This is a genomic window from Chitinophaga polysaccharea, from assembly GCF_902150045.1.
In the GTDB taxonomy this organism is placed as follows: domain Bacteria; phylum Bacteroidota; class Bacteroidia; order Chitinophagales; family Chitinophagaceae; genus Chitinophaga; species Chitinophaga polysaccharea_A.
Genome location: NZ_CABFVU010000001.1, coordinates 1879121 through 1905552, shown reverse-complemented (window position 1 = coordinate 1905552; position 26432 = coordinate 1879121). Strand labels below are relative to the sequence as shown.

Sequence of the window (26432 nt, the reverse complement as noted above, 5' to 3'; positions counted from 1 at the left end):
ATAACATATCGTGATCATTCAAATCAGTTATACTCAGGCATGTGCTGCTGCCACCTGTGCTTCTTCATCGTTTTCCATTTCATCTTCCTCATCGTTCTTATTGCGGCCCCTGCGCGACAGGAAGGTGTACATAGCCGGGATTACAAACAGCGTTAACACCAGTGAGAATATGATCCCGCCTACGATAACGATCCCCAGTGGAATACGGCTGGTAGCTGCAGCGCCCAGCGACATGGCGATCGGTAATGCGCCGAGGGCCATGGCAAGGCTGGTCATCAGGATAGGCCGTAAACGCATGGACGAAGCATGGATCACCGCGGCTGATTTTTGCATGCCGGAATCCCGCTGGTGGTTGGCGAATTCCACGATCAGGATACCGTTCTTCGTTACAAGCCCTATCAGCATAATTACGCCGATTTGTGAGAAGATATTCCATGTTTGGTTAAATAACCATAGCGACAGCAATGCTCCTGCGAATGCCAGCGGCACGGTTAACATGATGATAAGCGGATCCACCCAGCTTTCAAACTGCGCGGCCAATACCAGGTAAATAAGCACCAGCGCCAATCCCAGTGCAAACATGGTGTTGGAACCACTTTCTGCATAGTCGCGTGATGAGCCGGATAAGGCGGTATTAAAGGAATCGTTCAACACATGTTCCTGCTGCAGTTTATTATAGATGCGGTACATTTCGTTAATACCGTCGCCGATAGTTCTGCCAGGCGCAAGCCCTGCAGATACGGTAGCTGATTTGTAGCGGTTAAAGTGATAAATGATCGGCGGACTGGTTTCTTCTTCTATACTCACTACGTTATCGAGCTGTATGGCTTCACCGCGGGAGTTGCGCACATACAGGTTCTGGAGATCCATGGGATCGTCGCGGTCGGCGCGGAACACCTGTCCCATTACCTGGTACTGTTTACCATTCCTGATGAAGTAACCATAGCGGAGATTACTCAGCGCCAGCTGCAGCGTAGAGGAAATATCCTGTACGGAAACGCCGAGCTGTGTTGCCTTGTCGCGGTTAATATGAATGCGCAGTTCCGGTTTATTGAATTTAAGGTCCACATCTGTTCCCTGGAAAACAGGGCTGTTGCCTACTTCCTCCATGAATTTTGGCAGTACATTGGTAAGACTGTCGAAGTTAATATGTTCCAGTACAAACGATACCGGCAGCCCGCTACGCCGGCCTACCTGGATGGTTTGTGACTCAATGGCAAATACCTTGCCCTCGGGGAACTTGTTCATGTTCCGGTTCACCATATTCACAATATCTTTCTGGGAGCGGGTACGGTCGTGCGGTTCTGTGAGCATCACGTTGGCGAAGGCGGTGTTTACCGCACCGGAGCCGCTGAAGCCGGGGGAGGTTACGCTCAGGATAATTTTCTTTTCAGGAATAGAGTCGATCATGAATTTGGTGAGCTTATCCACATAATTATCCATGTAATCGAACGCGGTGCCTTCCGGTGTGGTGATAGAAAGGCGGAAAGTGCTGCGGTCTTCCAGCGGCGCCAGTTCCGATTGCAATGTTTTGAAAAGGAAATAGATCATAACAAGGCAACCGGCAATGATCAATCCTGCTACCCAACGGACACGCATAAACGCTTCAAGTGATTTCTGGTACCCGTCTTCCATCCAGCGGAAGAAGGGCTCTGTTTTGGTATAGAACCAGGAGTGGGTATGTGTTTTACGGCCAAGTTTTACGTTAAGTACCGGCGTTAATGTAAGTGATACAAAGGCGGAGATGATTACCGCGCCGGCTACCACGATACCAAACTCACGGAACAGTTGCCCTACGAAGCCCTGCAGGAAGATGATGGGTAAGAATACAAAGGCCAGTGTGATCGAGGTAGCGATCACGGCAAAGAATATTTCTTCAGATCCTTCCCTGGCCGCCCTCATACGGGGCATTCCCTGTTCAATCTTTTTATAAATATTTTCTGTTACCACGATACCATCATCCACTACAAGACCGGTAGCCAGTACAATTGCCAGCAAGGTGAGGATATTGATGGTGAAGCCGCAGGCGTACATAATAAAGAAGGCGCCGATCAGGGATACGGGAATATCGATGAGTGGGCGCAGGGCCATGAGCCAGTCGCGGAAAAACAGGTATACAATGATAATTACCAGTACCAGTGCGACGATGAGGGTTTCTTCCACTTCATCAATAGATTTTGTGATGAAGCGGGTATTATCCATGGCGATGTTTACAGAATAATCGTCCGGGATATCTTTTTTCAGTTGTTCGAAGCGTTTATAGAATTCCTCTGCAATAGCTACATAGTTGGAGCCCGGCTGCGGGATGAGGGCGAGGGCGATCATGGGGCTGCCTGATTCCTTCAGCACGGTTTCTTCGTTTTCGGGGCCCAGTACCGCCTGGCCGATATCGCGGATACGGATTTCGCTGCCATTTACATTTTTGATGATCAGGCCGTTGAAATCATCTTCCGATACGAGCCGCCCGAAGGTGCGCACGGTGAAGTCGGTGGCGTTACCGGCTATTTTACCGGAGGGAAGTTCTACGTTTTCGCGTAGCAGGGCCGCCTGTACATCTCCAGGGGTAAGGCTGTAGGATGATAACCTGGCGGGGTCCATCCAGATACGCATGGCGTATTTTTTTTCTCCCCATATCTGTATGGCGCTTACGCCGGGAATGGTCTGAAGTTTTTCCAGTAGTACGTTAGAGGCATATTCGGTTACTTCCAGCTGGTTGCGGGTGTTGCTCTGTACTGTCATGGAAATGATGGGATCCGAATTGGCGTCCTGTTTGGACACTACCGGGGGGGCATCAATATCGGGCGGTAACTGGCGCAGTGCCTGCGACACTTTATCACGAACGTCGTTGGTAGCGCCTTCCAGGTCTTGCCCCAGTTCAAATTCCACGGTGATGTTACTGCTTCCCTGGCTGCTGCTGGAGGAGATATTTTTGATCCCTGCGATACCATTGATCTGTTTTTCCAATGGTTCGGTGATCTGTGTTTCGATGATGTCGGAGTTGGCGCCTGCGTATGAGGTGCGCACATTTACGATAGGCGGATCGATTGCCGGGAAATCCCTTACCCCCAGAAAAGTAAAGCCCACCAGGCCGAATATCACAATAATGATATTCATCACGATAGCAAATACCGGGCGTTTGAGAGATAATGAAGGTAAACTCATGATAATTATTTTCAGATTTTCCTGCCGGGCATCCCTTTGGCGTGAGGCTGCCGGGGATAGTACGGTGGGGAAAATGATTATTGTATCTTATTATACTTCAACTGCATGCCTGGTTTCAGCTGGAGGATACCAGTGATAATAACCGTATCACCGGGCTGGAGGCCGCTGGTGATCTGAACGCTGCTTTCTGTTCTGATGCCTGTTTCTACTGTTACAAATTTGGCTTTGCCTTTATCGGCAATAATTACTTTTTTATCACGGGTACCGGGAATAACTGCCTGGGATGGTATCAGTATGGCGTCGGGCAGGTCTTTCAGTAAAATTTTCACTTTCGCAAAGGAGCCCGGGAACAGGATACCGTTATTATTGGGAACGATGGCACGAAGCTTTACAGTACGGGTGGTAAGGTCTATTTTAGGATCGATGGCATAAATGCTGCCTTTATATTCTTTATTGTCGCCGGATACTAAAAAGTTGACCTGGTCGCCGTTCCTGATGGAGTTACGGTATTTCTCTGCTACAGAGAAGTCCATTTTAAGCGGGTCTATCTGCTGGAGGGTAGTTATAATGGTAGCGGAAGACACGATAGCGCCTTCGCTGACGTTGCGTAAACCGAGCTTACCGCTGAAGGGGGCCCGCAGTTCGGTTTTCTGTAATTGTGTTTGGGTATATTCCATATCTGCACCATAAGCACTTACCTGGTTACGGGTCACATCTACATCCTGCTGGCTGATACCATTTATTTTAAGGAGGTTTTCCTGGCGTTCCAGGGTTGTTTTGGCCAGTTGTTGCTGCAATTTCAGTTTTTGAAGCTGTGCTTTGAGGTCTTCATCATATAGTTTAACGAGCAGATCCCCTTTTCTGACATTGGTGCCTTCTTTAAAATAGAGGTGTGTGATACGGCCATTGATCTCGGGTTTTACCTCCACTTCTTCATTGCTTTGTAAGGTGCCGCTTGCTTCAATAGATTGATCGAGCCGGGATGTTTTAACGATCCAGGCGTCGGTGAGCAGCAACCGGGAAGCGCCTCCTTTTGTGCCGGATGCGGCTGCAGCTGGCTCTCCGGCAGATTTGTTGCCGGCTATTTTCTTATAAACGAGGAAAGTGACGATACCGGCTGCGGCCAATATAACTATTGTGCGAACGGTCTTTTTGGTGATGGCCATATCTTTTTATATATGTTTTTCTAACTTTTCACTATTGGTTCGTAACACAGAAACAGGCTCCAAAAGGGATACTATCTCACAAGCCGGACAAATTTACGCATTGAGGGGGCTGAATGCTCCGGGCAACTGTTAAATAGCGTTAATGCTTTAGATAAGTGGTGAAATAGCCGGTTGAATGGAGATATTTAAAGATTTATATGTTTTGGATTTCAGAGAATGGCGTAATTGTCCCGAAAAAGGCGACTTTTGTGGTAAAATATGCAAATCTGTAATCCAGCCAGTATCAAAAATATATAAATTCTTTTATTAACAAAGCTATGAATATGTTTACTGTATTGGGTTTGGGGAGATTGTTACTGCGGGACCGCCCTTAAAATTCGGGCTATCTGTTGGCAATTCAATAAAAATTATATTTTTGCAGTCAAGTTTTAAACCAAAAACACTTAAAATTATGTCAGACATTGCATCAAGAGTTAAAAAGATCATCATTGACAAATTGGGCGTTGACGAAGCCGAGGTAACTCCTGAAGCCAGCTTCACCAATGACTTAGGCGCTGACTCTTTGGATACGGTAGAACTGATTATGGAATTCGAAAAAGAATTCAACATCTCCATTCCTGACGAACAAGCTGAAACTATTACTACTGTTGGCCAGGCAGTTGCTTACCTGGAAGAACATGTAAAATAATCCTACTAATCAGAATTGTTTTAATGCAACCAAGACGAGTTGTCGTTACAGGTTTAGGCGCTCTTACACCGCTCGGCAATACTGTAGCCGATTTTTGGCACGGATTGACGAACGGTGTATCCGGCGCGGATTATATCAAGCAATTTGATGCTTCCAAGTTCAAAACCCGTTTTGCTTGCGAACTGAAAAATTTTGATCCTGCTAACTACCTGGACAAAAAGGAGGCCCGTAAAATGGACCCCTTTACACAAACGGCTGTAATTGCCGCAGATCAGGCGATACTGGACGCCAATATCAATAAAGACAAGATCAATGCTGATCGTGTTGGAGTGATATGGGGCACTGGTGTTGGAGGTATGATCAATTTCAGTCATGAGCTGAGAGATTTCCACACAGGGGATGGTACGCCCCGTTTCAGTCCTTTCTTAATTCCGAGGCTTATTCTTGACATCGCTGCCGGGTACATTTCTATCCGCCACGGTTTCAGGGGGCCTAATTTTTCCGTTGTATCCGCCTGCGCATCTGCTACCAATGCTATTATTGAAGCGATGTACAGTATCCGTTACGGCAAAACCGATATGGTGATTACCGGCGGTTCGGAAAATGTGATCAATGAACCTTGTGTTGGCGGCTTCAACGCCATGAAGGCTTTGTCTGAAAGGAATGATGATCCAAAAACTGCTTCCCGCCCCTTTGATCTTGACCGCGATGGTTTTGTAATGGGTGAAGGAGCCGGCGCACTGGTACTGGAGTCGTTGGAACACGCACAGGAAAGAGGCGCCAGAATATACGCAGAACTGGCCGGCGGCGGCGCTACTGCAGACGCATACCATATTACTGCACCCCACCCGGAAGGACTGGGCGCACTCAATGTAATGCGGAATGCTTTGGCAGATGCCGGAATGCAGGCTAGCGAGATAGATTACATCAACGTTCACGGTACTTCCACCCCATTGGGAGATATTGCCGAAGTAAAAGCCATTCAGCGCGTTTTTGAAGAGCATGCCTATCAAATGAACATCAGCTCTACAAAATCCATGACAGGGCACTTACTCGGGGCTGCCGGCGCCGTTGAATCCATAGCCGTAATTATGTCTATCATTGATAGCATAGTTCCTCCTACGATCAACCACTTTAATGACGACCCGCAATTAGACCCGAAACTGAATTTTACTTTTAATATCGCACAAAGGAGAGAAGTAAACGCCGGATTGTCCAACACCTTTGGATTTGGCGGACATAACGCTTCCGTGATTTTCAAAAAATTTGTTCCTTGATCTTGATTGTGTGAGTTTACTGCCAGGTTTTTTATATCGACTGATTTCCAAAAAAAGGCACTTATATAAAGAGCTGCACAACCTTCTGGGCTTTCCGCCTGGTAACTTTGCCCTTTATGAAGTGGCCCTGAGCCATCGTTCCAGTAAAGAAAAATTCCTGGAAAGCAACGAAAGGCTGGAATACCTCGGTGACGCTATTCTCGGCGCCATTGTGGGAGATTATCTCTTTAAAAAATACCCCTATAAAACAGAAGGATATTTAACAGAGATGCGCTCCAAGATCGTTAACCGGCAACAACTGAACGATATCGCTATCAAGATGGGCTTACGTAAGCTCACTATCTACGATAAATACAACAGCTTCCTCAAAATCAGCCAGATATTCGGTAATACCCTCGAAGCCCTTGTAGGCGCAGTATACCTGGACCGTGGCTATAATAAAACCCAACAGTTTGTGCATAAACGCATTATCATGCCTTATATAGACATGGAGCTGCTGGAGACCGTGGAAATGAACCACAAAAACAAATTATACGGCTGGGCCAATAAAAACGGTAAAACACTGGAATTCGAACTGCTCGAAGAACAGATGGACAACGGCCGGCGTATCTTTACTGTTGGCGCCGTAGTGGATGGCCAGCTCATTTGCAGCGGTAAAGCCTTCAATAAAAAAGATGCCAGCCAGATAGCCGCCCAACAAGCCATTATACAGCTGGGATTAACTGATTAGCCTTTATCTTCTTATCTCCTCACAGGGTGCCTCAATATCGTTTTTAGCTTTGCCGGCGCCGTTTTCCTGAAGTCGGATAAATAAATTTCATGATGACGCCCATTCATATGTAAGCCCTGCTGCTGCATGAAATCATCCATTTTTTTCAGTGATACCGGCTCTTCACTGAAGGGACCAATATGCATAAGCTGTACGCACAGCCCTTCTTTCATGTACTTCAGATCTACCTGCCGGATGAATGTGGATCTCTTCTTTTTTTCCGCAGAAAGCACCGCTTCTGAAAACAGGTGGCGTGTAATATGATCGGGCATCCGGATGGCCAGTTCATAATGCCATTGATCCCGGGGAACCTCAAGGGGATTGACCTCGTTGTTTTCCACCCACCAGAAACCTTCCAGCTTGCTCACGGTAAAGTCGATGCCCCTTTGTTTGCTGCCAAACTTAATGCTGTAAGCCACCGTATACAAGGCCCCGGTAACCTCCGCAAAAGTGGCCCCGTTGGGATCGCCTTTCCCGGTGATGGTTATAAACAAACCCTTGTCTATGATGGCCAGTTCCGGTGTTTTAGCCGCGGAATAGTATGATTTGAATTCCTTTGTCAGATCCAGTTTACTCATATTTTTCAGTGTTAATTGTACATCAAAAGCAAAGGCAACGAGCAGCAGCCAGCCCGAGATGATATAGACTTTCATTTTTTGAGGATTAAAATCCCCCGGGAAGGCCCGGGAGATGTTTATAGCGGTTAACTCACACCAATCTGTATGTTGGTAATATTTTGCGCCGGTTGTTCAAAATTATACCGGAGATATTGTTCCCTTGTATAGCCGGTTACCTGCATGTTCAGCATTCCAATGCCGGCAAACAGTTGTCCGTAGGTATCGGCAAGCTGCTTCCAGGGGCCATGATGCTGCATGCTTACACAGTTAAAGGCCGGAAGCGTTTCGCAATGCCACGGAGCTGCAACAGGTTTCATGGTTGTTACGGGGAGGCCTATATCCAGGGTAAATACCGTATCTGGCTTCCCGTCGAAATTACGGTAATGCCATTCCGGTGCACCGCATATCTCCATCCCGGCGTTGATGGCCTCCTGGTATACGTCTTTAATGGCGGTACGTACAAGAGATATCATGCCGGCATAGTTGGTTTCGTAGCGCTGATAGAAGAAGTGAAAGGGCGCAGCAGCCGACATCTCCGGAAGAACAGCCGAATGATCAAAGAAGCCGAACCAGAATTGCAGAGGTGCTATCTCCAGTAAATTAAAATGCTGATAGATGGCTTTGGCAAAGGCAGTCATTGCAGTACCGCTGGCGGTAATGATCTGCTTATCTGCTACTGCAGGCGCCTGCTGGTATTGGTTCGCACCTTTATAACCGGGCGCCTGCAGTTTTAACACTCCGGGATGATTACTGGTATGGGCAATATGATCGAGGAAACCATGTTGAGCCAGCAAAACGGTGGCCCCACAAATAGCGGCAATCGTTTTCTGCTGTGCCAGCAATTGTTTTACCAGCGGGATGACAGCCACATTGGCGCCGTTCTCCATGGCTTCCCCGCCGGGAAGTATGAGCAGGTCGATATCTGCTTTCATTGCCTCATCAAGGCTTATATGAGGTTGTATATTCAGGCCCCCGCCGGAAACAACTGCTTCGCCGGTAAAAGAAAAGGTGACGATGCGGACATCTGTAAAGTTCGCTATGCCATACATGGCCAGTGCAGGTTCCCAGTCGGAATAGCTATTGAACAGGAAGACGTAACAATTGCGGAGCTGATTCATATTTGTATTGTTTTAATCACAATACAAAGCAACAACCGGGGGGTGACAACCTTATGTCAGCAGTGTCCGGAAATTTATAAATAATGTCCGTGGAGCTCTGTTATAAGATCTCCTATGGCGGTTTTCAGCTCCTGTGGCTGGAGCACCTCCGCCCGGTTGCCAAACATAATGAGCCAGCGGGCAAAGTGATTGAGGGAGGAGTGCAGGAAGGTAAGTTCGGTTTTATCGCCCACCACTTTTTCTTCCATGAGGCCAAAGTAGTATTTCTGTTCCCTTACGTACCGTATCATGTCGTTGTCAAGGGCTATTTTAATGAGATAGGTATTTTCGTTGTGCCTGCTGCGTTGCTGTTCGAGGTAGTCCTGTAAAGACAGGTGTTTATCTTTTTTATAGGTGGCAGGCAATACATTTAGTTTACGGATCCGGTCTACCCGGAAATCGCGGTACCCCTGCCGCAGCCGGCAGAAAGCGATCAGGTGCCAGTTGGCGCTGCTATGGAAAATGCCTACCGGTTCTACTTCTCTGCGGGTGGTTACTTCTTCCTGGAAGGAAAAGTATTCCATACTGATCACCTGGTTCATGCCCAGGGCATGCTGAATATCAGTGAGGAAGCGGTTGGGGAATTCGGAGGCATCTGCTACTACAGGACGGTAGCGCAATACGGCGATGTTCTCATCCAATGATTCAAGGTAGTCTTTTTCTGTTCCACGGAGCACTGAGCGGATCTTTTCCATTGCCAGGCTGAACTGTTTCCGGTTGCTATGGTCGCTGAACTGTTCCATCAGCTTTTCCCCTGTCAGGAGCGCGGCCGCCTCTTCTTTGGAAAACATCACAGGAGGCAGGTGATATCCTTCCACGATGTAGTAGCCGGTACCTGCTTCCGCTCCTATGGGTACGCCCGCCTCCTGCAAGGCCTTTACGTCCCTGTACACCGTTCTTAAACTGATATTAAAGCGATCAGCGATTTCGGAGGCCTTTACTATTTTTTTACCCTGTAATTGTATGAGGATGGCGGTAAGCCGGTCGATACGGTTCATGGAAGTATTCAATTCTGAGCACTAATTTCGGCTTCCCGGAATTATTTTCAGAAATTTTTTTAAACCGGTTAAACTTTTATCAAAGTAGATGGTCTTAAATATGTACATCTCCTGATAAAAGATGGGATACCGGGAAAATGACAACTGGCGACTTTCGGGAGATCATCAACACAATGCTACAGTACAGAATATAGGTTAAATGGTAAGTCCCTGCAATTTCTTGCGGGGACCTGTTTTTTTAGCCTGATCCTGCGGGATTTAATAGCTCATCTCGTTCAGCTTCACCTTACCCCGGAATGTCCAGAATAAGAAAGTAGTATACCCGATGACCATAGGAGTGCCTATAGCTGCAATCAGCAGCATAATTTTCAATGATTTAACAGAAGACGCTGCCGCATAAATGCTGATACTATATGCCGGATCTGTGGTAGATATAACAATGTTGGGGTACAGCCCTACTGCGAACAGGATGAGCAGACAGGCCGTAATAACAGAGGAATAGAGAAAGGCCGTGTAGTACCTGCGGGCATCTACATTCCTTTTGATGTTCAGCAGGATCAGCACTGCCAGCATGGGTAACAGGAACAGCTGCGGATGTGATTTAAACTGGTGCGTCATATGGGGAACATATATAAGGGTAGCCATTGACGTTAGGATAAAACAGAGGATAAAGAATTTGCTGCAGTTGTTCACAATCACCGTGAGCTTGGCATACAGCCTGTTCTCCGTTTTCATTACCAGGTAAATGGAGCCGTGCAGCATAAATAGTGAAAGGGTGGTAAAAGCAATCAGTATGGCATACGGGTTAAAAAAGGTAAGCAGTGTGCCGGTAAATTCGTGTTCCTTATTGATAGGAAGCCCATGAATGAGGTTGCCCAGTACTAAACCCAGCAGCAAGGTGATGCTGGTGCTGGACACGGTATAACTGATGTCCCACATTTTACGCCACCATAACCAGGGCTCCTTGCTTCTGAATTCTATGGAAATAGCCCTGAAAATGAGGACTACGAGAAACAACATAAAGGGAATATAGAAGGTAGACAGTACTACGCCGTATACCAGCGGGAAACCGGCAAACAAGGCGCCGCCTGCAATTACCAGCCATACTTCATTTCCGTCCCATACAGGTCCTATTGCATTAAGCACCAGGCGGCGGCTTTCTTCTTTATTAAAGAACAGGTGTAAAGCGCCTGCACCCAGGTCGAAGCCATCCAACACGCCATAACCGGTGATCAATCCGCCAATCACCAAAAACCACCAGGTGGGAAGGTCCAGTCCGAGAATTGTTTCCATGAGTTATAATTTAGTTGGATGGTAAGTGATATTATCGTGATAATAACCGTCGTATTCTATTTCTGCGTTCTCTGAAACATCAGGCCCATGCTGTATTTTACGGGTCAGCAAATAAATGAACAGGGTAAATAGCAGGATATATACCAGTGTAAACAGGATGAGTGAGAACATCACCTGGTCTGCCGTTACTTTGCGCGATAGTGCATCGGAGGTGCGTAATAATTTATATACTACCCAGGGCTGGCGTCCTACTTCGGCCGCATACCATCCTACCTGGTTGGCTATTTGCGGTAACAATACTGCCCATGCAAAAATGATCATCAGCCAGCGCTGGTTAAACAGCTTCTTTCTCCATAAAAGAAAAACCGCCAGAAGCGTAAGCCCTATGAGGATCATGCCAATAGTGATCATAATGTGATACATCTGGAACACGAAGTTGACCGCACGGGGCCTGTCTGCTTTCGGCGTAGCCCTCAAACCTTCTACCGGGGCGGAGAAACTGCCATGGGTAAGGAAGGAAAGTCCTCCGGGGATTTTTATACCGGTTGTTTTTTCATTTTTATTATCTACCCAACCTACAATATACATGGGCGCCACTGCGGAACTATCGTAATGGCCTTCCATGGCAGCGAGTTTGGCAGGTTGGTATTTACTTACGTAATGCGCAGACCGGTGGCCGGTAAAAAGCTGCATCAGCGCTGCAATAGCGGCTACGCCAAGACCTACTTTGAACATGGCCTGCGCATGTTTTGCATGAAGGTTCCTGAGAACATACCAGGCCCCTACGCTCATTACCAGGAAAGCGCCTGCCAGGAAAGAGCCGATGATCACATGTGAGAACCTATCGACCGAAGAGGGGTTCAGTACCATTTCCCAGAAATCAGTGACTACTGCGCGTGCCTGCAGGTCATGGCCTTCTATGCGGTAGCCCGCCGGCGTTTGCTGCCAGGAATTGGCAATAACGATCCACAATGCGGAGAAGATGGAGCCCAGCGCCACCATACAGGTAGAAAAGAAGTGGACGCCTTTATGAACACGGTTCCAGCCAAATAATAATACGCCAAGGAAGGCGGACTCCATGGCAAAGGCAAAAATACCTTCCGCTGCGAGCGCGCTTCCGAAAATGTCACCTACATAATGTGAATAGGTGGCCCAGTTGGTGCCAAATTCAAATTCCATTACAATGCCCGTGGCTACACCGATCCCGAAGATCAATGCAAATATCTTAATCCAGAATCGTGTGATATCCTTATAGAGCGATAAACCCGTTTTAAGGTAGAGGCCTTCCATAATCACAAGGCATAGTCCCAGTCCTATGCTCAGCGGGGGATAGATGTAATGGAAGGCAATGGTAAACGCAAACTGTATCCTGGATAGTATTTCTACTGAAGGCATAATATTCAATTATTGATGCAAAGGTAGCGGGTGAAGATATCCATGAAACTGATGTTTGTCATGTATTGATAAAAATATAATGTTATCATCACCTTAACAAGTTAATAATCCTGTTTTTCCACTTGTTTTCACTATCTTGAAACAATAATTTTAGTGTAATGGTTTACTTGATATAACGTCCTGCTGAGGAGCAGGACGTTTATATGTCTGCTACTTTATTTCATTTCTATTACCACTTTTCCAAAATAATTACCACTTCCCATGTGCTTAAATGCTTCCTGCGCCAGGCTTACAGGGAATACACTGTCTATTACCGGGTGAATGTTGTTTGTTTCCACCGCGGCAGCCAGCTCCAGGAAACTTCTCAGGCCGCCTACAGAATATCCCTGTAACCTGATATAGCTGCCTACTATGGTGAACAGGTCGAGCGGGAGCTGAGCGCCTGCAATAAAGCCCACCAATCCTACAAAGCCATTGAATCCGGCGGATTTCACGGAATTGACAATGGTGGCGGCGCCGGCAATATCCAGAGTAGCATGCACGCCTTCTCCGCCGGTGATACGTTTTACTTCTTCGTGCCAGGCGGGATACTTTTTATAGTCGATCACTTCATGTGCGCCCAGATCCTTTAATTTTTCAGTTTATCCGGATGACTGCTGGTGGTAATCACTTTGGCGCCCGCTGCCAATGCTATTTGCATTGCAAAAAGGGATACGCCGCCGGTGCCTTGAGCACTGTTTGCCCGGCTTTGATGCCGGCCATGAGGCCTGTCCACGCAGTAACGCCGGCAACAGGTAATGTAGCGGCTTCCACGCTGCTTAAATCAGCCTAATCAGTGTTCCAAGACAAATTTCGCATCGCCGAAGGCGATCTTTCCGCTCAGGACAGCGCCGCCATTGACTCGAACTCCTGCTTCCTTTCGCGGTACTCTTCCATGGTGAAGTTGTATACCACGGAGTCGCGTTTGTTCTTATTCGCCACAAAGTGACAGGCATGAATGTAAGGCTCTGCAATATTCAGTTTGTCCAGTGGCGTTACTACCAGTAACTGCAGGTTCAGTTGTCCGCAATATTCCATAAGGTAGTGGCTTTTTTCAGGATCCAGCTTGCTGAAGGCTTCATCCACCGTAATGAAGCGCAGGCTACGGTGCTGGCGGTTGGCTTCATTGATACCAAACTGGTAGGCAATGGCTGCACCAAGGATGGTGTAGGTGAACTGTGCTTTTTCACCACCGGAAAGACTGGCAGTATCTTCATAATATTTGAATGCCTTATTATCTGCCACATAAAATTCTTTAGCGCCGAAGTCGAGCCAGTTGCGCACATCTGTTACTTTGCGGCGCCATGTTTCATTTTGCTGCAGTTCAGTGATGAGCAGTTTGATATTTTCAAACAGCTGATCGCCGTAAGCTTCATCTTTTTCGAGCTGATATTTGTAGGAATCCGGTACTGCGTTGCTGAGTTTTTCTTTGAAGTTGCGGATCTCCACATCGCGTACATGGCGGCATTCCAGCTGGAGGTAGGTATCCGGGTTTTTATTAAAGGTGATGTTGCGCAACGGTTCGTTCAGGTCTTCCATTACTTCGCGGATAAGGTCTTCCTGTCCGTATATCCATGCCCGGTAGTTGGTGATGGCGTTGAGCATACTGGTGTCCATATATTTACGGAACCGTTCCTTGTGCTCAATGAGCCGCTGGAACTTAATGCGCTCATACAGCGATGTAAATTCGTCCAGGTATTTCACATGCGGCTGAAGGTCCGTTACATCGCCCAGCCAGTCGGGGAAGGCGTCGTGAATGGCTTTGGGTGGCATTACAAAGGCGGCCAGCTGCCGGGTGATTTCCGCTTCTTTTTCTGCAGAGAGGCGCATGGCATCGTGCAGGGTGGCCTGCATATTATCATTAGCCCGTTTGCGATAGGATGCCAGCTCAATGGTGGTTTCAGCCGGTTCGGTCAGCGACAGGTCGGAAAGGTATTCCAGCACATATTGAAGCGAAATGTCATCCAGTTTATTTACCTTCAGCTGGTTGAAGTGGCGTAGCTTTTCCGCAGCCTTATCGTCCAGGCTTCCTTTTTGTTGCAGTGTTTTTTCCTTTTCCTTTTCTTTTTCCTGTATTTGCAGCACTACTTCATCCAGCTGATCGCAGATCACCTGGTATTTATCGCTGGTTTTGAGCAGCGCTGCTTTTTCCCGCGCAAAGGATTCAATAACACCGGCATGGGTTTGCCAGTTAATTTCATTGTAGTTGCGCAGCGACAGCAACGCATTCAGCAATGCATTGATATTGCCGATGGCTTTCCTGCTGTCTTCCAGTTTTGAAATACTGTGCTGCAGTGTTTCAATAATGCTATTGCATTCCTCTTGTTGTTCTTTTAACAGGCGTAATTTGTTTTTATTGTTCCATCCCAGTACATAATTGTTTTGCTGGGAGCGGTTGGGGCGATCGTCTTTTTCATGGCGTGTAGCCTGTCGCGTTAGCCCGTTGGATGTAACCGCTTTCCGGCAGCGGTTAAACACCGCCATATCGTCGGTACAGGTATAATCAAACTGATCGAGCAACTGGTTTTGCAGCCATTCCTTGAAGATAGTTCCTGGTTTGATCTCTATTTTTTGCAACAGGCTTTCCTTTTCGGAAGGCATCCGCAGCATGGTATAACTCTCCTCTTCCACTTTGTGATATACGAGGCGGGTTTGCAGGTTGTTGGAGTTGATATACCGGTTGATGTCCAGTATATATTCTTCCGGTACCAGGAGGCGCAAACCGAAGTTGTGCAATACTTTTTCAATGGCGTTTTCCCAGTGAAGTTCTGCATCTTTCACCCTTATCAGTTCACCGGCAAAAGGCAGGTCATCTTCCTGGATATCCAGCATATCTGCCAGCTGCTGACGGATACGGATCAGTTCATACGGAATATTATTTTTCCGGTGAAGGAAAGAATCTATTTCTTCTTCCAGTTTTGTTACCTGTGATCTTTCGGCGGCCAGGCTGCTTTTATGATGAAAAATTTCTTCCTGTATCGTTTCCAGCTGTTTATCGTGCGCCGTTTTCATTTGCTCAGCGCCGGCAATATTTTCATGGAACTGTTGCTCATCAGGATTGGGAGCCAGTTCCAGCCGGTCTGTGAGCATATTGTATTCCTCCATCTTATTACGTTTGGCCTCCATGGCTTTTTGTTCGTAATGGATGGATTTTTCTATAGAGCGCAGTTGCTCATCCACGCTGTTATTCGCCTTCTGGGCTATCAGTTCGTCTTTACGCAGGTGAAGCGACTGTAGTTGTTCATTAATGCCGGCGAGGTTGCGGGTAGTTATCTGTTGTTCTTTTTGTAAAGATTCCAGTTCCCTTTCCAGGATATCTTTTTCCTGTTTATTGAACCATGAAGGGAGGAGATCCTGGAGCATTTGCAGTTCCCGGTTCCTGTCCTGCAATTGCCGCCAGGCAGCACGGTTTTCAATGATGGGTTCCAGTAGTTTCAGCTGGGTTTCATCTTTCTGGATAGCGCGGTGACTGGTGAGTAAGCTATCATAGTTTTCACGCAGTTTCAGGAATTCGCTTTCGCTGTCTGTTTCTTCCAGCATCTGGCCACGGATAAACGTGTTTAGGTCGCCGAGCACTTTGATCCCAACGGTTTGGTTAAAGAGAGACAGGGCCTTTTCACTTCGCAATCCGAAGATATTACTGAACAGGGCTGCGTATTCTTTAAAGCTGTCGGTGATTTCTGTTTTTGGGAATTCGAGGCGCAATCTTTTTTTCCAGTCGCCTTTCACGTCAAATTTCCCGTTACCGAAATGCTCGTTGATATTGAGCTTGTGTGGAGAAACAATGAACTGGCGTTTCATTTCCCCTGAGTACCATCTTACCTGTGCCAGTGTGATCTGGTGCATGGTGGCGGCGTTGTAAAAATAGGCCAGCAGCACAGAGTAGGGATTGTTTTCTTTATGACGCAGCTGGTCTGTTTTTGATTGCTGGGATTCTTCGGAGAATGTTTTACCGTAGTAGCCCCAGAAGTAGGATTCTTCTCCCCTGTCGCGGCGTTGCTCCGTACCGGACGACTGGTTATAGAACCTTTTGCCGGATGGTACCAGCAAAGTCAGAAGGGCATCGATGAGGGTGGTTTTACCGCTACCGTTTGCGCCGGTAAGCAGGGAAGTATTTCCGTTTGTATTAACGCGATATATTTTATTGTGAAAAGTGCCCCAGTTGTATATTTCAAAATATTGCAACCGGAATCCACTTTCTTTTGAATCACTATTGAACAGGGTGGACATGCAGTTTTAATTTTGATTTTATTTCTTCCAGTTTCTCGTTATTCACCAGTGCTTTAATAATCCTTTTTACCTCGTATTGATGCAGTTCCTTATTGGCAGCGTCTTCCCGGGTAGCTTTCAGCACGCCTACATTTAAGAGGCTGTTAATAGGTTTGTTGAGATCTTTCAGCAGTTTTGATTTGTTGTGTCGTTCTTTGAAGAAGAGAGCGAGTCTTTCTTTGATTTCTTTCTGCGTCATAAAAAGACGGGTACCATTGCCCTGGATATCGAATTCATCGAGGGCTTCGCGAAGCACGATGCATAGCAGGGTGGCTTCGTAAGTGAGCCTGGTTTTGCGCATGAGGCGTGGCAATGGCTTATCGGTGGTATCATCAGTTTCGGGTTGTACGATGCGTGCAAAGCCGTCGGGTTCATTTACCACCAGCTGCAGGCCTGTTTGCTGCAGGTATTTGCTGAGCTCTGTTTGCCATCCAAGCAGGTCTTTCCAGTAAGATTTATCTTCTTCGTATACAGGTCCCTGCATGAGTTTTAGAAACACGTGTGCAAAGGGAGATATATTTTTCTCGGCCATGATATTAGTTTTGTGAATTTGTGAACAGTACCATCGGCATATTGATGGTACGGTTGCCCAGCGTTACCGGATCCGGGGTTTCCAGGATGATGTGGTGAGCCGACTGGCTGGCGATGGAAAAATAGGTAATGAGCTCAGTGAGTCCTTTTTCGGCGCCATAAATTTCTACCAGTTCTTTCAGGCTAACCTGCTTTTTGTTTTCCAGTTGTGTGGAAATACGGTTTTCCAGCAGGGTGCGGTCTATATTAAAATGGTTGAATAATGCGTTCAGGTCATTATCGTCAAACTCGGTACCACCCATTCCTTCGGGAAATTCCACTTCCACGTTGGGCTTTTTCTCTTCCGCCATATCCCAGCGGTCGAGGAGGTCTATTTCGGGATCGCTTTCTATCTCTATAAAAAATTCCTCGCCCGGCGGGTTTTCCAGCGATTGGAAGGCCAGTTGCCTGATATCGTTGATCAATTCCAGGGCTTTCCGGCGATCGGTGAGATTATTTTCGCTGAGTACGCGGCTGAGTTTATCGCTCAGTTTTTTGTTGGCATCAATTACTTTTTTGCCGGAGGCGTGGAGGAATTGTTTAAGTTTTTTCAGGAAGCGGTCATTTTTATATTCGATGTTCCGTTCTTCGAGCAGGTTATAGAGTTTTTCTATGAGCTGCTGCATTTCCGTTTGTTTATTTTCATCCATGAGGAATTGCCAGAATGAGTAAAAGCTTTTGCCCTGGTCTTTTTGGCGGAGTGCTTCGAATGAGTCGAGCGTATAGGCCAGCAGAGCGCCTTTGGCGATGTCTCTTTCGCTTTGTTTGCGGTAAATTTCCTGGGTGATCTGTTCAAAGTTCTGTTCCACTTCCTTGAAATCACTCAGGAGCTCGCGCGACATGCGGTTTACGTCATAGAACCTTTCCTTGATCTGGGTATCATCAAATACCTGTACTTTACCGGTGATAGTGATGGCTTTTATTTCCTGTTCTATTTCGTATTTCTTTTTCTCCAGTTCCTGGATCCTTTGTTCCGGGTTTTTATTGCTCTGATCTATCAGTTCTTTGAGTTTGGAGAAGATATCTTTGAAGCGGCTTTCCGTGCCTACAAACTCTCTTTTCTGGAGGGTGGATACCCAGTGCATTACTTTTTCCATGTCGCTGCTCAGCTCATGGATATCCAGTCCGTCGTCGTCGGGGTATTTGCGGAGGAAGCCTTTATTGCTCCATTGATCGATATATTTCCTGGCTTTCACATCATCGTGTTCAAGCAGGCTGGTAGCGTCTATTTCATCATCTGTGGCGCGGTAGCCGGTTACGCCGAGGTAGTCGGATAAACGGGTTACCAGTTCCACATTGGAAATGGTGGTATGGTTTTTTTCCTTGAATGTGTAATGAAAAAATGACAACATCATTGGCGCGCTACGTGCCCGTAGTATCTTGAGGGTAACTGACTGGGCATATAGATTACATAATTGTTCATACGTCATGGATGTAAAAATACGGAATTACGTATTATAAAGTGAATGCGTTTCCTGTTGGTTTTACATAACATAAAGTCCATCCTGCCGTGGCTGTACGGGGGCGGGCACCGGTTCATCTCCCAGGAGCTGGATAACGTTGATCTCAATGGTCCGGGCGATGCTGTCGAGCGGAATGGCCAGGGGCTGGAAATCAAAGGGATCCATGAGGGTGATGCCGTTCAGGTGGGTAACATGGAAAACGAAGCCGAACATCCATCCAAAGGGAATGGCCCATGCACCGATGGATTCTGTCATCATGAGCGTATTCATGATCACATAGAACCAGATAAACATCTTCGTAAAATATAAATAGCTGGGAGGAAATATGGTGTTCCTGATCCTTTCCGACTGGCCCATATAATCGCAGAACTTTACCAGGAGCTGGTTCAGTTCTATGAAAGTAAAGCCATCTATGCTGCCGGAGTTTCTGAGGTATTGAAGATCGCGGGTTTGAAGGTTCAGGATGGCATTGGGAATATTATTTTGTTTTTGTACTTCTTCGATTTCTTCGGTAGTAAGGTAGCGGGTGTAGTAGTCGTCGGGCCGTTTGCGGAGAGCGGTTTTAAGGGCATATACAAAAGCCAGGTGCCGGTAAATCATGTGCCGGCAAAGGGCTTTAGTTTCCGCGGAGGCATTGTAGGAGGGATAATTGAGTACAGATCTGCTCCAGGTGCGGGAATCGTTTACCAGTGCCCCCCATATTTTGCGGGCTTCCCACCAGCGGTCGTATGCCTGGTTGTTGTTGAAGCCTATAAAAAAGGCAATGGCTGTACCCAGCACGGTAGATACAGCTATGGGAATATTGATATGTGCTGCCAGCCAGCGTGAGTCGAGGAAATATACCAGGGTGCAACATCCGAGCAGCATAAGATCCACCTTCCAGGTGAAGGAAAAGATCTGGCTGAGCGATAGTCTCTGTTTCAGCAGCATATAGTTTTTCTTTTTATGGCTTCCTGTAAATTATGCTTTCCGGATTTATCCTGGCAAAATTTTACCATTTTTTTTAAGATAGAGATTTCCCCGGGGGCATTTATAACAATGACGGGCACACGCTGTGAAAGTTTAACCAAGGCAGGAATACCCCTGTTTCAGCTCTCTATAAAAATACTTTTTGCTCAAATGTATTAGGAACCAATTATTTATATTTTATAAACCTAATAGTCTATAGGAATAGTAGGGTAATTAAAATATTCTCCCTATATTTGTTATACGAAAGCGAAAAATATTCACCAAACCTATAACAGCGGCCATTTTATCAGCCATTAAAAAAGCATTTTATATGTCATCATTATACAGATACGCCGATTACTTACCGCAGCCTACGCCGGAAAATTTCCCCAGCCCTACCCGGAACAGAGAAAAAATTAACCCGGTAAAAGCAGGAAGTTTTTTCCCTGAATTTTTTATTGAAGAGGCGCGTGTGATCAACGCGGGCCAGCTGCTTAATAATGCTCACCAGGGAGCCTCATTGCACAGTCTTACGTTACAGCCGTTGTTAGTTGTTTTTTATTCCTGGCATTGGAATGATTATGCTGACCAGCTGATGGAGCAGCTGAAGAAGAGCCATGCAGCTATTGTTGCAGCCGGAGCCCGCTTGCTGGTATTGTCCAGTGAGGATAAAAAGCACTTTACATCAGTTTATCCGGAGGCCCTGCCATTTGATGTAGTGCACGACGCGCAGCACCGCATAGCCAGGAAAGCGGGCATATACAGGGAATCAGACCCGATATGGGGCCGTGTTTCCGGTGTTAATGCAGATGTACCTGTACCTGCAGCCTACCTGATTACGCCTTCCCTGGAAATCAGCTACAATTTTGTTGATCTGTATTTAGAGGAAGGATTTTCCCCGGAGGCTGTGATAGCTGGCGTTGGCAAAAAACTGGCTATCAGTGCCTGATCAGCAGGCTGGTTCCATCGATTCGCATTTACGTACATGCATCAGGGCGTACCGGTAGATGCTCCATTGTAAGCTGTTACACTCCAGCGGCGACAGATTTTCTATTTTTTCCCGGAGTAAAGTGAAGATTTTTTTTGAAGAAGCGGTATATTCCTTTTTTATAGAGGCCAGTAGCTGGTCTGCCTGCTGGTAATCTGTTACAGCCCCCAATTGTGCGATAATCTCTAAAGCAAGTCCGTCTGTAGTCATTGTATTAATTTTTGTATTACCCAAGTCCTATCTTCTGATCCACATTTTTAGCATTAAATCTGTAGAAGCATCCACCAGCTGGTAACAGGGAGGCACTTCATCTTCAAGACTGTGGTAGGTTACGAGTCTTGTGCCGCTTGCGCTGCTTTCCAGTTTTTTAAATAAAAAGCGGCTATAGTAGTTATATAAACTGGTTGAATATTCTACTTTATCATCTATCTGATCCTGGTCTACCAGGTTTTCAAAGAAAGAATTATAGAAATAGAAACCATCATACGCAGAAAGATCTTCCTGTGTAAAATTCCCGTGAATAAAGCTTACGTTCCTTGTTTGTGTGGCAGCCTTTGCTTCAAGTGCATACCGGTAAAGCTCTTCCCGTTGTTCAATGCCATAAAAACTGGTTTCCGGGTAAAAGCGTGCCCCTACCAGGCAAAATTTCCCAACACCGCTGCCGATGTCGAGGATCTTCTTTCCGGGTTCATTTGCGAGAAAACGGGCCGCTGTTTTAGCGATACTGAGTGGCGTCCAGTGCCGTCTTGAAAGTTGCTGTATCTTTTCAGGATATAACCAGTCAAATCCGGCGTCATTTACGTAGCAATTCGGCTTTAATAAAGTAGAAGTCTGCATGAAGGCGCAAAGGTACGCATTTACTGGCATTTTTGGAAGCCCCGCGGCTCTATATATATGCAAAAAGGCGTATGTAAACAGGGATACAGCCGGTAACAGCACATTTAATATTACAATTGCCCTGCTAACAACAGGATAAAACGCATTCCGTTTAAACAGTTACAAAAATTCAATCAGTAAGATCAGTGTAATCCCGGGTCCGGGGGTTAGATAAAGGTCCGTGTTCCCGAAGAAGTATAGGCCAGCCTGAATTCTTTGGGAGTACAGTCTTTTTTCTTTTTGAAGATGCGGTTAAAGTTGGAAATATTATTAAAACCGCATTTATAGGCAATTTCATTCACGGTGTGAGTGGTTTCTATAAGTAACCGGGAGGCATGTCCAAGCCTGATTTCTATGAGGGTATCCACGAAGGTTTTGCCGATTTTGGCTTTAAAAAAGCGGCTGAAGGCTACTTCTGTCATGGCGGCCAGCCTGGCGGCTTCTCCCAGTGAGATATTCTTGTCGTAGTTCGCATTCAGGTAGGTCATGATCCTTTCCACCCGGCGGCTGTTATAGGAGAATGTTTCGGTATTGCCAAAAGTAGAATTGGACAGGATGCGCATATTCCGGCTGATAGACAGGTCATGCAAAATAGACATCAGTTCCAGTACGGAATCAAAGCCCTGTTGTTGTGGCAGCCGGATAAGGCGGGGCATGATCTGCTGGGTGGTTTCAGTGGAAAAGAGGATTCCCCGCAAGGAACGCTCAAACATGTTTTTGATAAAGTTCATCTGGTTGCGCTGGAGAAATTTATCATCAAAAAGGTCGCGGTGGAATTGTATGGTTATTTCACGGACAATACCGCCGTTATGCTCATCAGAAAACCAGCCGTGCTGAAGGTTGGGGCCTACCAGTACCAGTTCAAGATCGCCAATTTCTTCTATATGGTCGCCGATGATCCGCTTGGCTCCGCGGGCATGCTGGATAAAGTTCAGCTCAAATTCGTCGTGGTAATGTAAGGGAAAGTCGAACACCTTTTTCTCCCGGGCAAACAATGTAAAGCAATCACTTTGCGTAAGAGGGGTGATCTCTCTTAATAATTTACTCTTCATAATGAGCGCAGTTTTTATAACGTACCGGAATACTGAGGTGGATGATAAACATTGTTTAATACCGGCTTCTTGTCAAGCTGGCGATTTTTATGACCTGGTTGCTAAAAAAGCATTATAAAAGTAATGTTATCAGATGTAAAATACAATTTTTACTTTCTTCTTTATATTGTTAACTATAAAGAGATGCAGAGGTATTGGTGTTTATTTTACATTTATTATGTTCTAATTTTGATTATCAAAGTATAATTAAAAGATAAAAAAGTATTAAGTAAATGCCCAAATAAAAGGCATATTTGTAGTGAAGACCTATAAGAGGTATATCTACAGAAATTATAGCTACTGTTTTATATTATTTCCAGGTGTTGGGGCCGGAGTGGTGCAGATGGGTAACGGAAGGAGCTGTTGTTGAAATCAACGATCCGGATGCGCGGATAGTTGATCTTACGGTAGCCCCGGAAGGGAACATCGCCTCCGGAATCAATACCTGGATCTTTTGTGTAACCCTTTTTAGAAGAATGGACCGGTTGCATTTTATTCATTCCACCTTCACGTTTTATTACACAATTTACCAATGGCGCTGGTTTCCGGCAGGTGTTTGATTACTGTTCCTGTGGTTCATAACAGGTACGGGCCTACGGATTTAACTGTTTGCCTGGAGCGGATGTTGGCAGACCCGGGATTAAGCTGATTTTCCGGATTTTTTTCTACCCTTGATTGCTATGGGCAGTTCATATAGGATGTATCAAAAACAGAATGAAGGCGCTGGTTTTCGCTTAAACGGCTGCCGGCCTCCACCTGGCCTGGATGTATAGTAATATGGATATACCTTTTCATCTCTTAAAGAAGCTGCGTATTACTGCCATATGCACAGTAAGCTGAAGCATATAGCAACAATCCGTCAGTTGCTGTTTGTTCATAGCCCTGCCGGTACGGGGAAGGTGGCAACGGAAATAACCGGCGATGTGCCATTACTCAGGTTTCGTTGTTCTACCGGCGGTTAATTTCTTTTCCAGTGTATTGCCATCGATTAATGCCCGGTGCTCAATGATCCGGTTATCCTGCAAACGAAAGCACCGGTAGCCTGGAATGCTAACGGTTAAGCCGGTGGGAGGTATTTCCCGCCATGTCCCGGCATGTTTCATATGCATAGTTATCCTGATCATGCAGGTACCAGGCTCGGCTACCTGTTCATTAATGATAGTTTGGGGTTGAAAGGATGCATGCGCTAATGCAATCCATTGCTTAAGCCCGGTGCTATCGGGCGGCAGACCCGGCGGTAGCGAATGGTCCACATAATCGGGATGCAGGAATTGCTCCAGGCGGCTGGTATCTCCGAGGTTCCAGATGGTGTTGATGTAATGGGTGATGAAATCTTTTTGTTCCTGTATAGTCATAACCGTTAGTTTTACCCTGTAAAGGTAGAAGCCCTGTAGTAAAGGGATTGTGTCAAACGTCACATAATCCGGTCAGGATAGGCGGCGGCGGATACGGCTGAGGGTTTCCCGGGAAACACCGAGGTAGGAGCTAAGTTGTGTAAGGGATACACGTTGCAGAAGATCCGGCTGGGTGTCCAGGATAGACTGGTATCTTTCTTCCGGGCTGTTTTTCTTGAGCCAGTGTGTATGTTTTTCCTGTTCAATGAACAGGTGCTCCAGCCACTGGCGGCCAAAGGCAGCTATTTCGGGGGATTGGCCATAGAGCAGGAACAGGTCACCTTTATGCCATTTCCATAAGCTGGCAGCTTCTGTTGCCTGTATATTATAATCGGCCGGAACATTATTCCGCAGGCTGTTCAGGTTAGTAAGGAAGGTGTTTTCAAAGTAGAAACCGGTATTGATCTCCCTTTCATGATAATAGTGAAAGGCCCTGCAGGCACCACTTTCAATGAACCATATATAGTGGCAGTGCTGTTCTTCCCTTAATAAGTAGTCACCTTTTTTTACCTTCTGGCATATAGCTTTCCCTGCAAATAATTCCCTTGCCTCATGGCTTAAGGAAGCAATGTGCAACAGGCTTTGAAGGAAATGTACCGGGCTGGGTTTCATAACCGGAAGATCACTTATTTTTTTTAAAAATACTCACATGTAGGTATTTGTTTCCCTTTAGCTTTAACATATCTTTGTAAGATCAATCTGATTTCACCTTATTCATACATAAAGTCATCCACCTGATTTAGTCAATCACCGTATTTTCTATCCCCAAAAAAGGGTCTCTTCTTTGTGATGGGACCCTTTCTTATTTTTACTACATTTGTTACTGATAAAGAGCACACAATAAGTAGTCAACCAACGTCACAGAGGATTCCTATACACGATTTTATATCAGGTACATGATTGAGCATGCTGTATTTAATAATGACGGATCAGGGCTGGAAGAGAAGCTGAACGCTTTAAAGGCCATTGACCAGGAACTTCCGGTAGTGGTAATTGTAATGAATGTGGTAAAGAGTTACGTGGAGTATATGTCGCCCCGCGGCTGCAGGGAGCTGGACGTTACGTTGGAGGCTTTACGGGAAATGGGCGCCCGGTATTACGATACTTTCTTTAATCCCCACGATGTAGCAGATTATCTGCCTAAGATCATCAATATGCTGGATGCGCCGGTGGAAGCCAATATGACGGTTACTTTCTTTCAGCAGGTACGCACTACTGCCTCGCGTGACTGGACCTGGCACCTCGGCTCTACGCGGGTGTTTATGCGGGATGCCAAGGGGATGCCTACGCATGTGATTACCTGTGCTATTCCTATTGATCCGCTGCATCATGTTACCAGTAAGGTAAACCGTTTGCTGGAGGAGAATAATTTCCTGCGTCGTAACCAGCACATTTTTGCATCGCTTACCAGGAGGGAGAAAGAGATCCTGCGGCTGCTGGCGCTGGGGCTCAGCGCTATTGAAATTGCCGAGCAGGCGGGTATCTCGGAAAAGACCGCTGTAACCCACCGGCGGAATATTAAAGCGAAGATCGGGGCACAGTCGAGCTACGACCTAACCAGTTTTGCACAGGCATTTGACCTTATATAAATATTAAACAGCATATTATTGATGTGCTGAAAGGCAGTGCCCTGCGTCTTTTGAAGCCATTTCTCAAAAATAACCTTCAATTTTTCTGCATGTAAACAGAAATGTGTATTTTCATTCTGTATACCATATTTTTGTGCCTGTCTGTTGCGCCTTGTAACGGACCTGTTAACCAGAAAAATTATGTCTTTTAAAGCCGTTCTCAACATCGATGGGGAAGAAATGAACATCCTGGAATGCAGGTTTTCATTTACCCAAAATACAGATCATAACGGGAAACCTGCCGCCCGCCCCAAAGGAGGCACTATTAACCTGTTGGTTGAGTCTGCCGGTGAAACAAGTTTGTTTGACTGGATGATTTCCAACACCCAAACGAAAAACGGCAGCATTACCTTCTTCCGGAGGGATTCTATGTCGCGGCTCAAAGAGCTGAAATTTACAGATGCCTATTGCGTTGAGTACGCAGAGACGTTTAATTCAGCCAATGAGCAACCTTTGCAAATACAGCTGACCTTGTCATCCAGGGAAGTGAAATTAAATAATTCCACTTACCAGAATCCGTGGCCGGCATAGCATGGCGCCGTTATCCATCTTTTTAAAAAATAACAATCCGCATGAACACCTGTTACATGCGGATTGTATCTTTATATCTGGCCGTCATACGTCACCCGGTATTATTTTCCAAT

Annotated in this window: 23 protein-coding genes and 1 pseudogene; 6 read left to right on the top strand and 18 right to left on the bottom strand. The window is 46.2% G+C overall.

The features are described from left to right. Positions 1-33: 33 nt before the first annotated feature. Both FN124_RS07695 and FN124_RS07690 read right to left on the bottom strand, forming a co-directional pair. A complete protein-coding gene (locus FN124_RS07695) occupies positions 34-3162 on the bottom strand; it encodes an efflux RND transporter permease subunit (protein WP_142684146.1) in 3129 nt (1042 codons plus the stop codon). A gap of 77 nt (positions 3163-3239) precedes the next feature. Next, positions 3240-4328: an efflux RND transporter periplasmic adaptor subunit gene (locus FN124_RS07690; RefSeq protein WP_142684145.1), complete on the bottom strand. Its 1089-nt coding sequence runs from the start codon at positions 4326-4328 to the stop codon at positions 3240-3242. A gap of 451 nt (positions 4329-4779) precedes the next feature. Between FN124_RS07690 and FN124_RS07685 the strand changes: the two genes are divergently transcribed. The 3 genes from FN124_RS07685 to rnc are packed head-to-tail and all read left to right on the top strand — an operon-like array spanning position 4780 to position 7023. Next, positions 4780-5016 (top strand): acyl carrier protein, encoded by a 237-nt coding sequence (locus FN124_RS07685; RefSeq protein WP_012788038.1) that lies wholly within the window; start codon positions 4780-4782, stop codon positions 5014-5016. A 23-nt stretch (positions 5017-5039) separates the two neighbouring features. Then, a complete protein-coding gene (gene fabF / locus FN124_RS07680; RefSeq protein WP_142684144.1) occupies positions 5040-6293 on the top strand; it encodes a beta-ketoacyl-ACP synthase II in 1254 nt (417 codons plus the stop codon). A 10-nt stretch (positions 6294-6303) separates the two neighbouring features. Next, a complete protein-coding gene (gene rnc, locus FN124_RS07675; RefSeq protein WP_260607360.1) occupies positions 6304-7023 on the top strand; it encodes a ribonuclease III in 720 nt (239 codons plus the stop codon). An 11-nt stretch (positions 7024-7034) separates the two neighbouring features. On the opposite strand, the gene FN124_RS07670 is transcribed toward rnc, so the two are convergent. The 10 genes and pseudogenes from FN124_RS07670 to FN124_RS07625 all read right to left on the bottom strand — a co-directional run bounded on the left by FN124_RS07670 (position 7035) and on the right by FN124_RS07625 (position 19793). After that, the gene (locus FN124_RS07670; protein WP_260607359.1) at positions 7035-7715 is read right to left on the bottom strand and encodes a GyrI-like domain-containing protein; all 681 of its coding nucleotides are present in this window, start codon (positions 7713-7715) and stop codon (positions 7035-7037) included. A gap of 50 nt (positions 7716-7765) precedes the next feature. Continuing rightward, a complete protein-coding gene (locus FN124_RS07665; RefSeq protein ID WP_142684143.1) occupies positions 7766-8797 on the bottom strand; it encodes a DJ-1/PfpI family protein in 1032 nt (343 codons plus the stop codon). A 74-nt stretch (positions 8798-8871) separates the two neighbouring features. Then, a complete protein-coding gene (locus tag FN124_RS07660) occupies positions 8872-9834 on the bottom strand; it encodes a helix-turn-helix transcriptional regulator (protein ID WP_142684142.1) in 963 nt (320 codons plus the stop codon). 258 nt (positions 9835-10092) lie between these two features. Further along, complete coding sequence (gene cydB / locus FN124_RS07655) at positions 10093-11127, bottom strand: cytochrome d ubiquinol oxidase subunit II (protein WP_142684141.1); 1035 nt, start codon at positions 11125-11127, stop codon at positions 10093-10095. A 3-nt stretch (positions 11128-11130) separates the two neighbouring features. After that, positions 11131-12522, bottom strand: coding sequence for a cytochrome ubiquinol oxidase subunit I (locus FN124_RS07650; RefSeq protein ID WP_142684140.1), 1392 nt, complete (start codon positions 12520-12522; stop codon positions 11131-11133). 215 nt (positions 12523-12737) lie between these two features. Continuing rightward, positions 12738-13148, bottom strand: a pseudogene (locus FN124_RS07645) (zinc-binding dehydrogenase); the annotation flags it as partial. Between the two features lie 253 nt (positions 13149-13401). Beyond that, positions 13402-16791, bottom strand: a complete 3390-nt coding sequence (locus FN124_RS07640) for an ATP-binding protein (protein WP_142684138.1) — start codon at positions 16789-16791, stop codon at positions 13402-13404. Then, positions 16772-17362, bottom strand: coding sequence for a DUF4194 domain-containing protein (locus tag FN124_RS07635; protein WP_142684137.1), 591 nt, complete (start codon positions 17360-17362; stop codon positions 16772-16774). Before FN124_RS07635 ends, FN124_RS07640 begins: the two co-directional genes overlap by 20 nt. A 4-nt stretch (positions 17363-17366) precedes the next feature. Beyond that, complete coding sequence (locus tag FN124_RS07630) at positions 17367-18830, bottom strand: DUF3375 domain-containing protein (protein ID WP_142684136.1); 1464 nt, start codon at positions 18828-18830, stop codon at positions 17367-17369. Between the two features lie 54 nt (positions 18831-18884). After that, on the bottom strand, positions 18885-19793 hold the full coding sequence (locus tag FN124_RS07625; RefSeq protein WP_142684135.1) for a bestrophin family protein: 909 nt from the start codon (positions 19791-19793) through the stop codon (positions 18885-18887). Between the two features lie 349 nt (positions 19794-20142). Here FN124_RS07625 and FN124_RS07620 point away from each other — a divergent pair, with 349 nt between their 5' ends. Then, the gene (locus FN124_RS07620) at positions 20143-20760 is read left to right on the top strand and encodes a redoxin domain-containing protein (RefSeq protein ID WP_142684134.1); all 618 of its coding nucleotides are present in this window, start codon (positions 20143-20145) and stop codon (positions 20758-20760) included. Here the strand turns inward: FN124_RS07620 and FN124_RS07615 are convergent, their stop codons facing one another. From FN124_RS07615 to FN124_RS07590, 6 genes are all read right to left on the bottom strand, one after another. Further along, on the bottom strand, positions 20761-21009 hold the full coding sequence (locus FN124_RS07615; RefSeq protein WP_142684133.1) for a hypothetical protein: 249 nt from the start codon (positions 21007-21009) through the stop codon (positions 20761-20763). It abuts the gene before it with no gap. A 27-nt stretch (positions 21010-21036) separates the two neighbouring features. Next, entirely contained in the window at positions 21037-21636 is a 600-nt protein-coding gene (locus FN124_RS07610) for a class I SAM-dependent methyltransferase (RefSeq protein ID WP_142684132.1), read from the bottom strand. Between the two features lie 206 nt (positions 21637-21842). After that, on the bottom strand, positions 21843-22727 hold the full coding sequence (locus FN124_RS07605; protein WP_142684131.1) for a helix-turn-helix transcriptional regulator: 885 nt from the start codon (positions 22725-22727) through the stop codon (positions 21843-21845). Positions 22728-23071: 344 nt separating this feature from the next. Beyond that, positions 23072-23266 carry a hypothetical protein gene (locus FN124_RS07600; RefSeq protein WP_142684130.1) on the bottom strand — a complete coding sequence of 65 codons (195 nt, stop codon included), beginning with the start codon at positions 23264-23266 and terminating at the stop codon, positions 23072-23074. Between the two features lie 429 nt (positions 23267-23695). After that, a complete protein-coding gene (locus FN124_RS07595; RefSeq protein WP_142684129.1) occupies positions 23696-24121 on the bottom strand; it encodes an ester cyclase in 426 nt (141 codons plus the stop codon). 72 nt (positions 24122-24193) lie between these two features. Next, positions 24194-24772, bottom strand: coding sequence for a Crp/Fnr family transcriptional regulator (locus FN124_RS07590; protein WP_142684128.1), 579 nt, complete (start codon positions 24770-24772; stop codon positions 24194-24196). Between the two features lie 284 nt (positions 24773-25056). Here FN124_RS07590 and FN124_RS07585 point away from each other — a divergent pair, with 284 nt between their 5' ends. Together FN124_RS07585 and tssD are read left to right on the top strand one after the other, a co-directional pair. Continuing rightward, positions 25057-25749: a response regulator transcription factor gene (locus tag FN124_RS07585; RefSeq protein ID WP_142684127.1), complete on the top strand. Its 693-nt coding sequence runs from the start codon at positions 25057-25059 to the stop codon at positions 25747-25749. Positions 25750-25929: 180 nt separating this feature from the next. Next, entirely contained in the window at positions 25930-26319 is a 390-nt protein-coding gene (tssD, locus tag FN124_RS07580; RefSeq protein ID WP_142684126.1) for a type VI secretion system tube protein TssD, read from the top strand. The last annotated feature ends 113 nt before the right edge of the window (positions 26320-26432 follow it).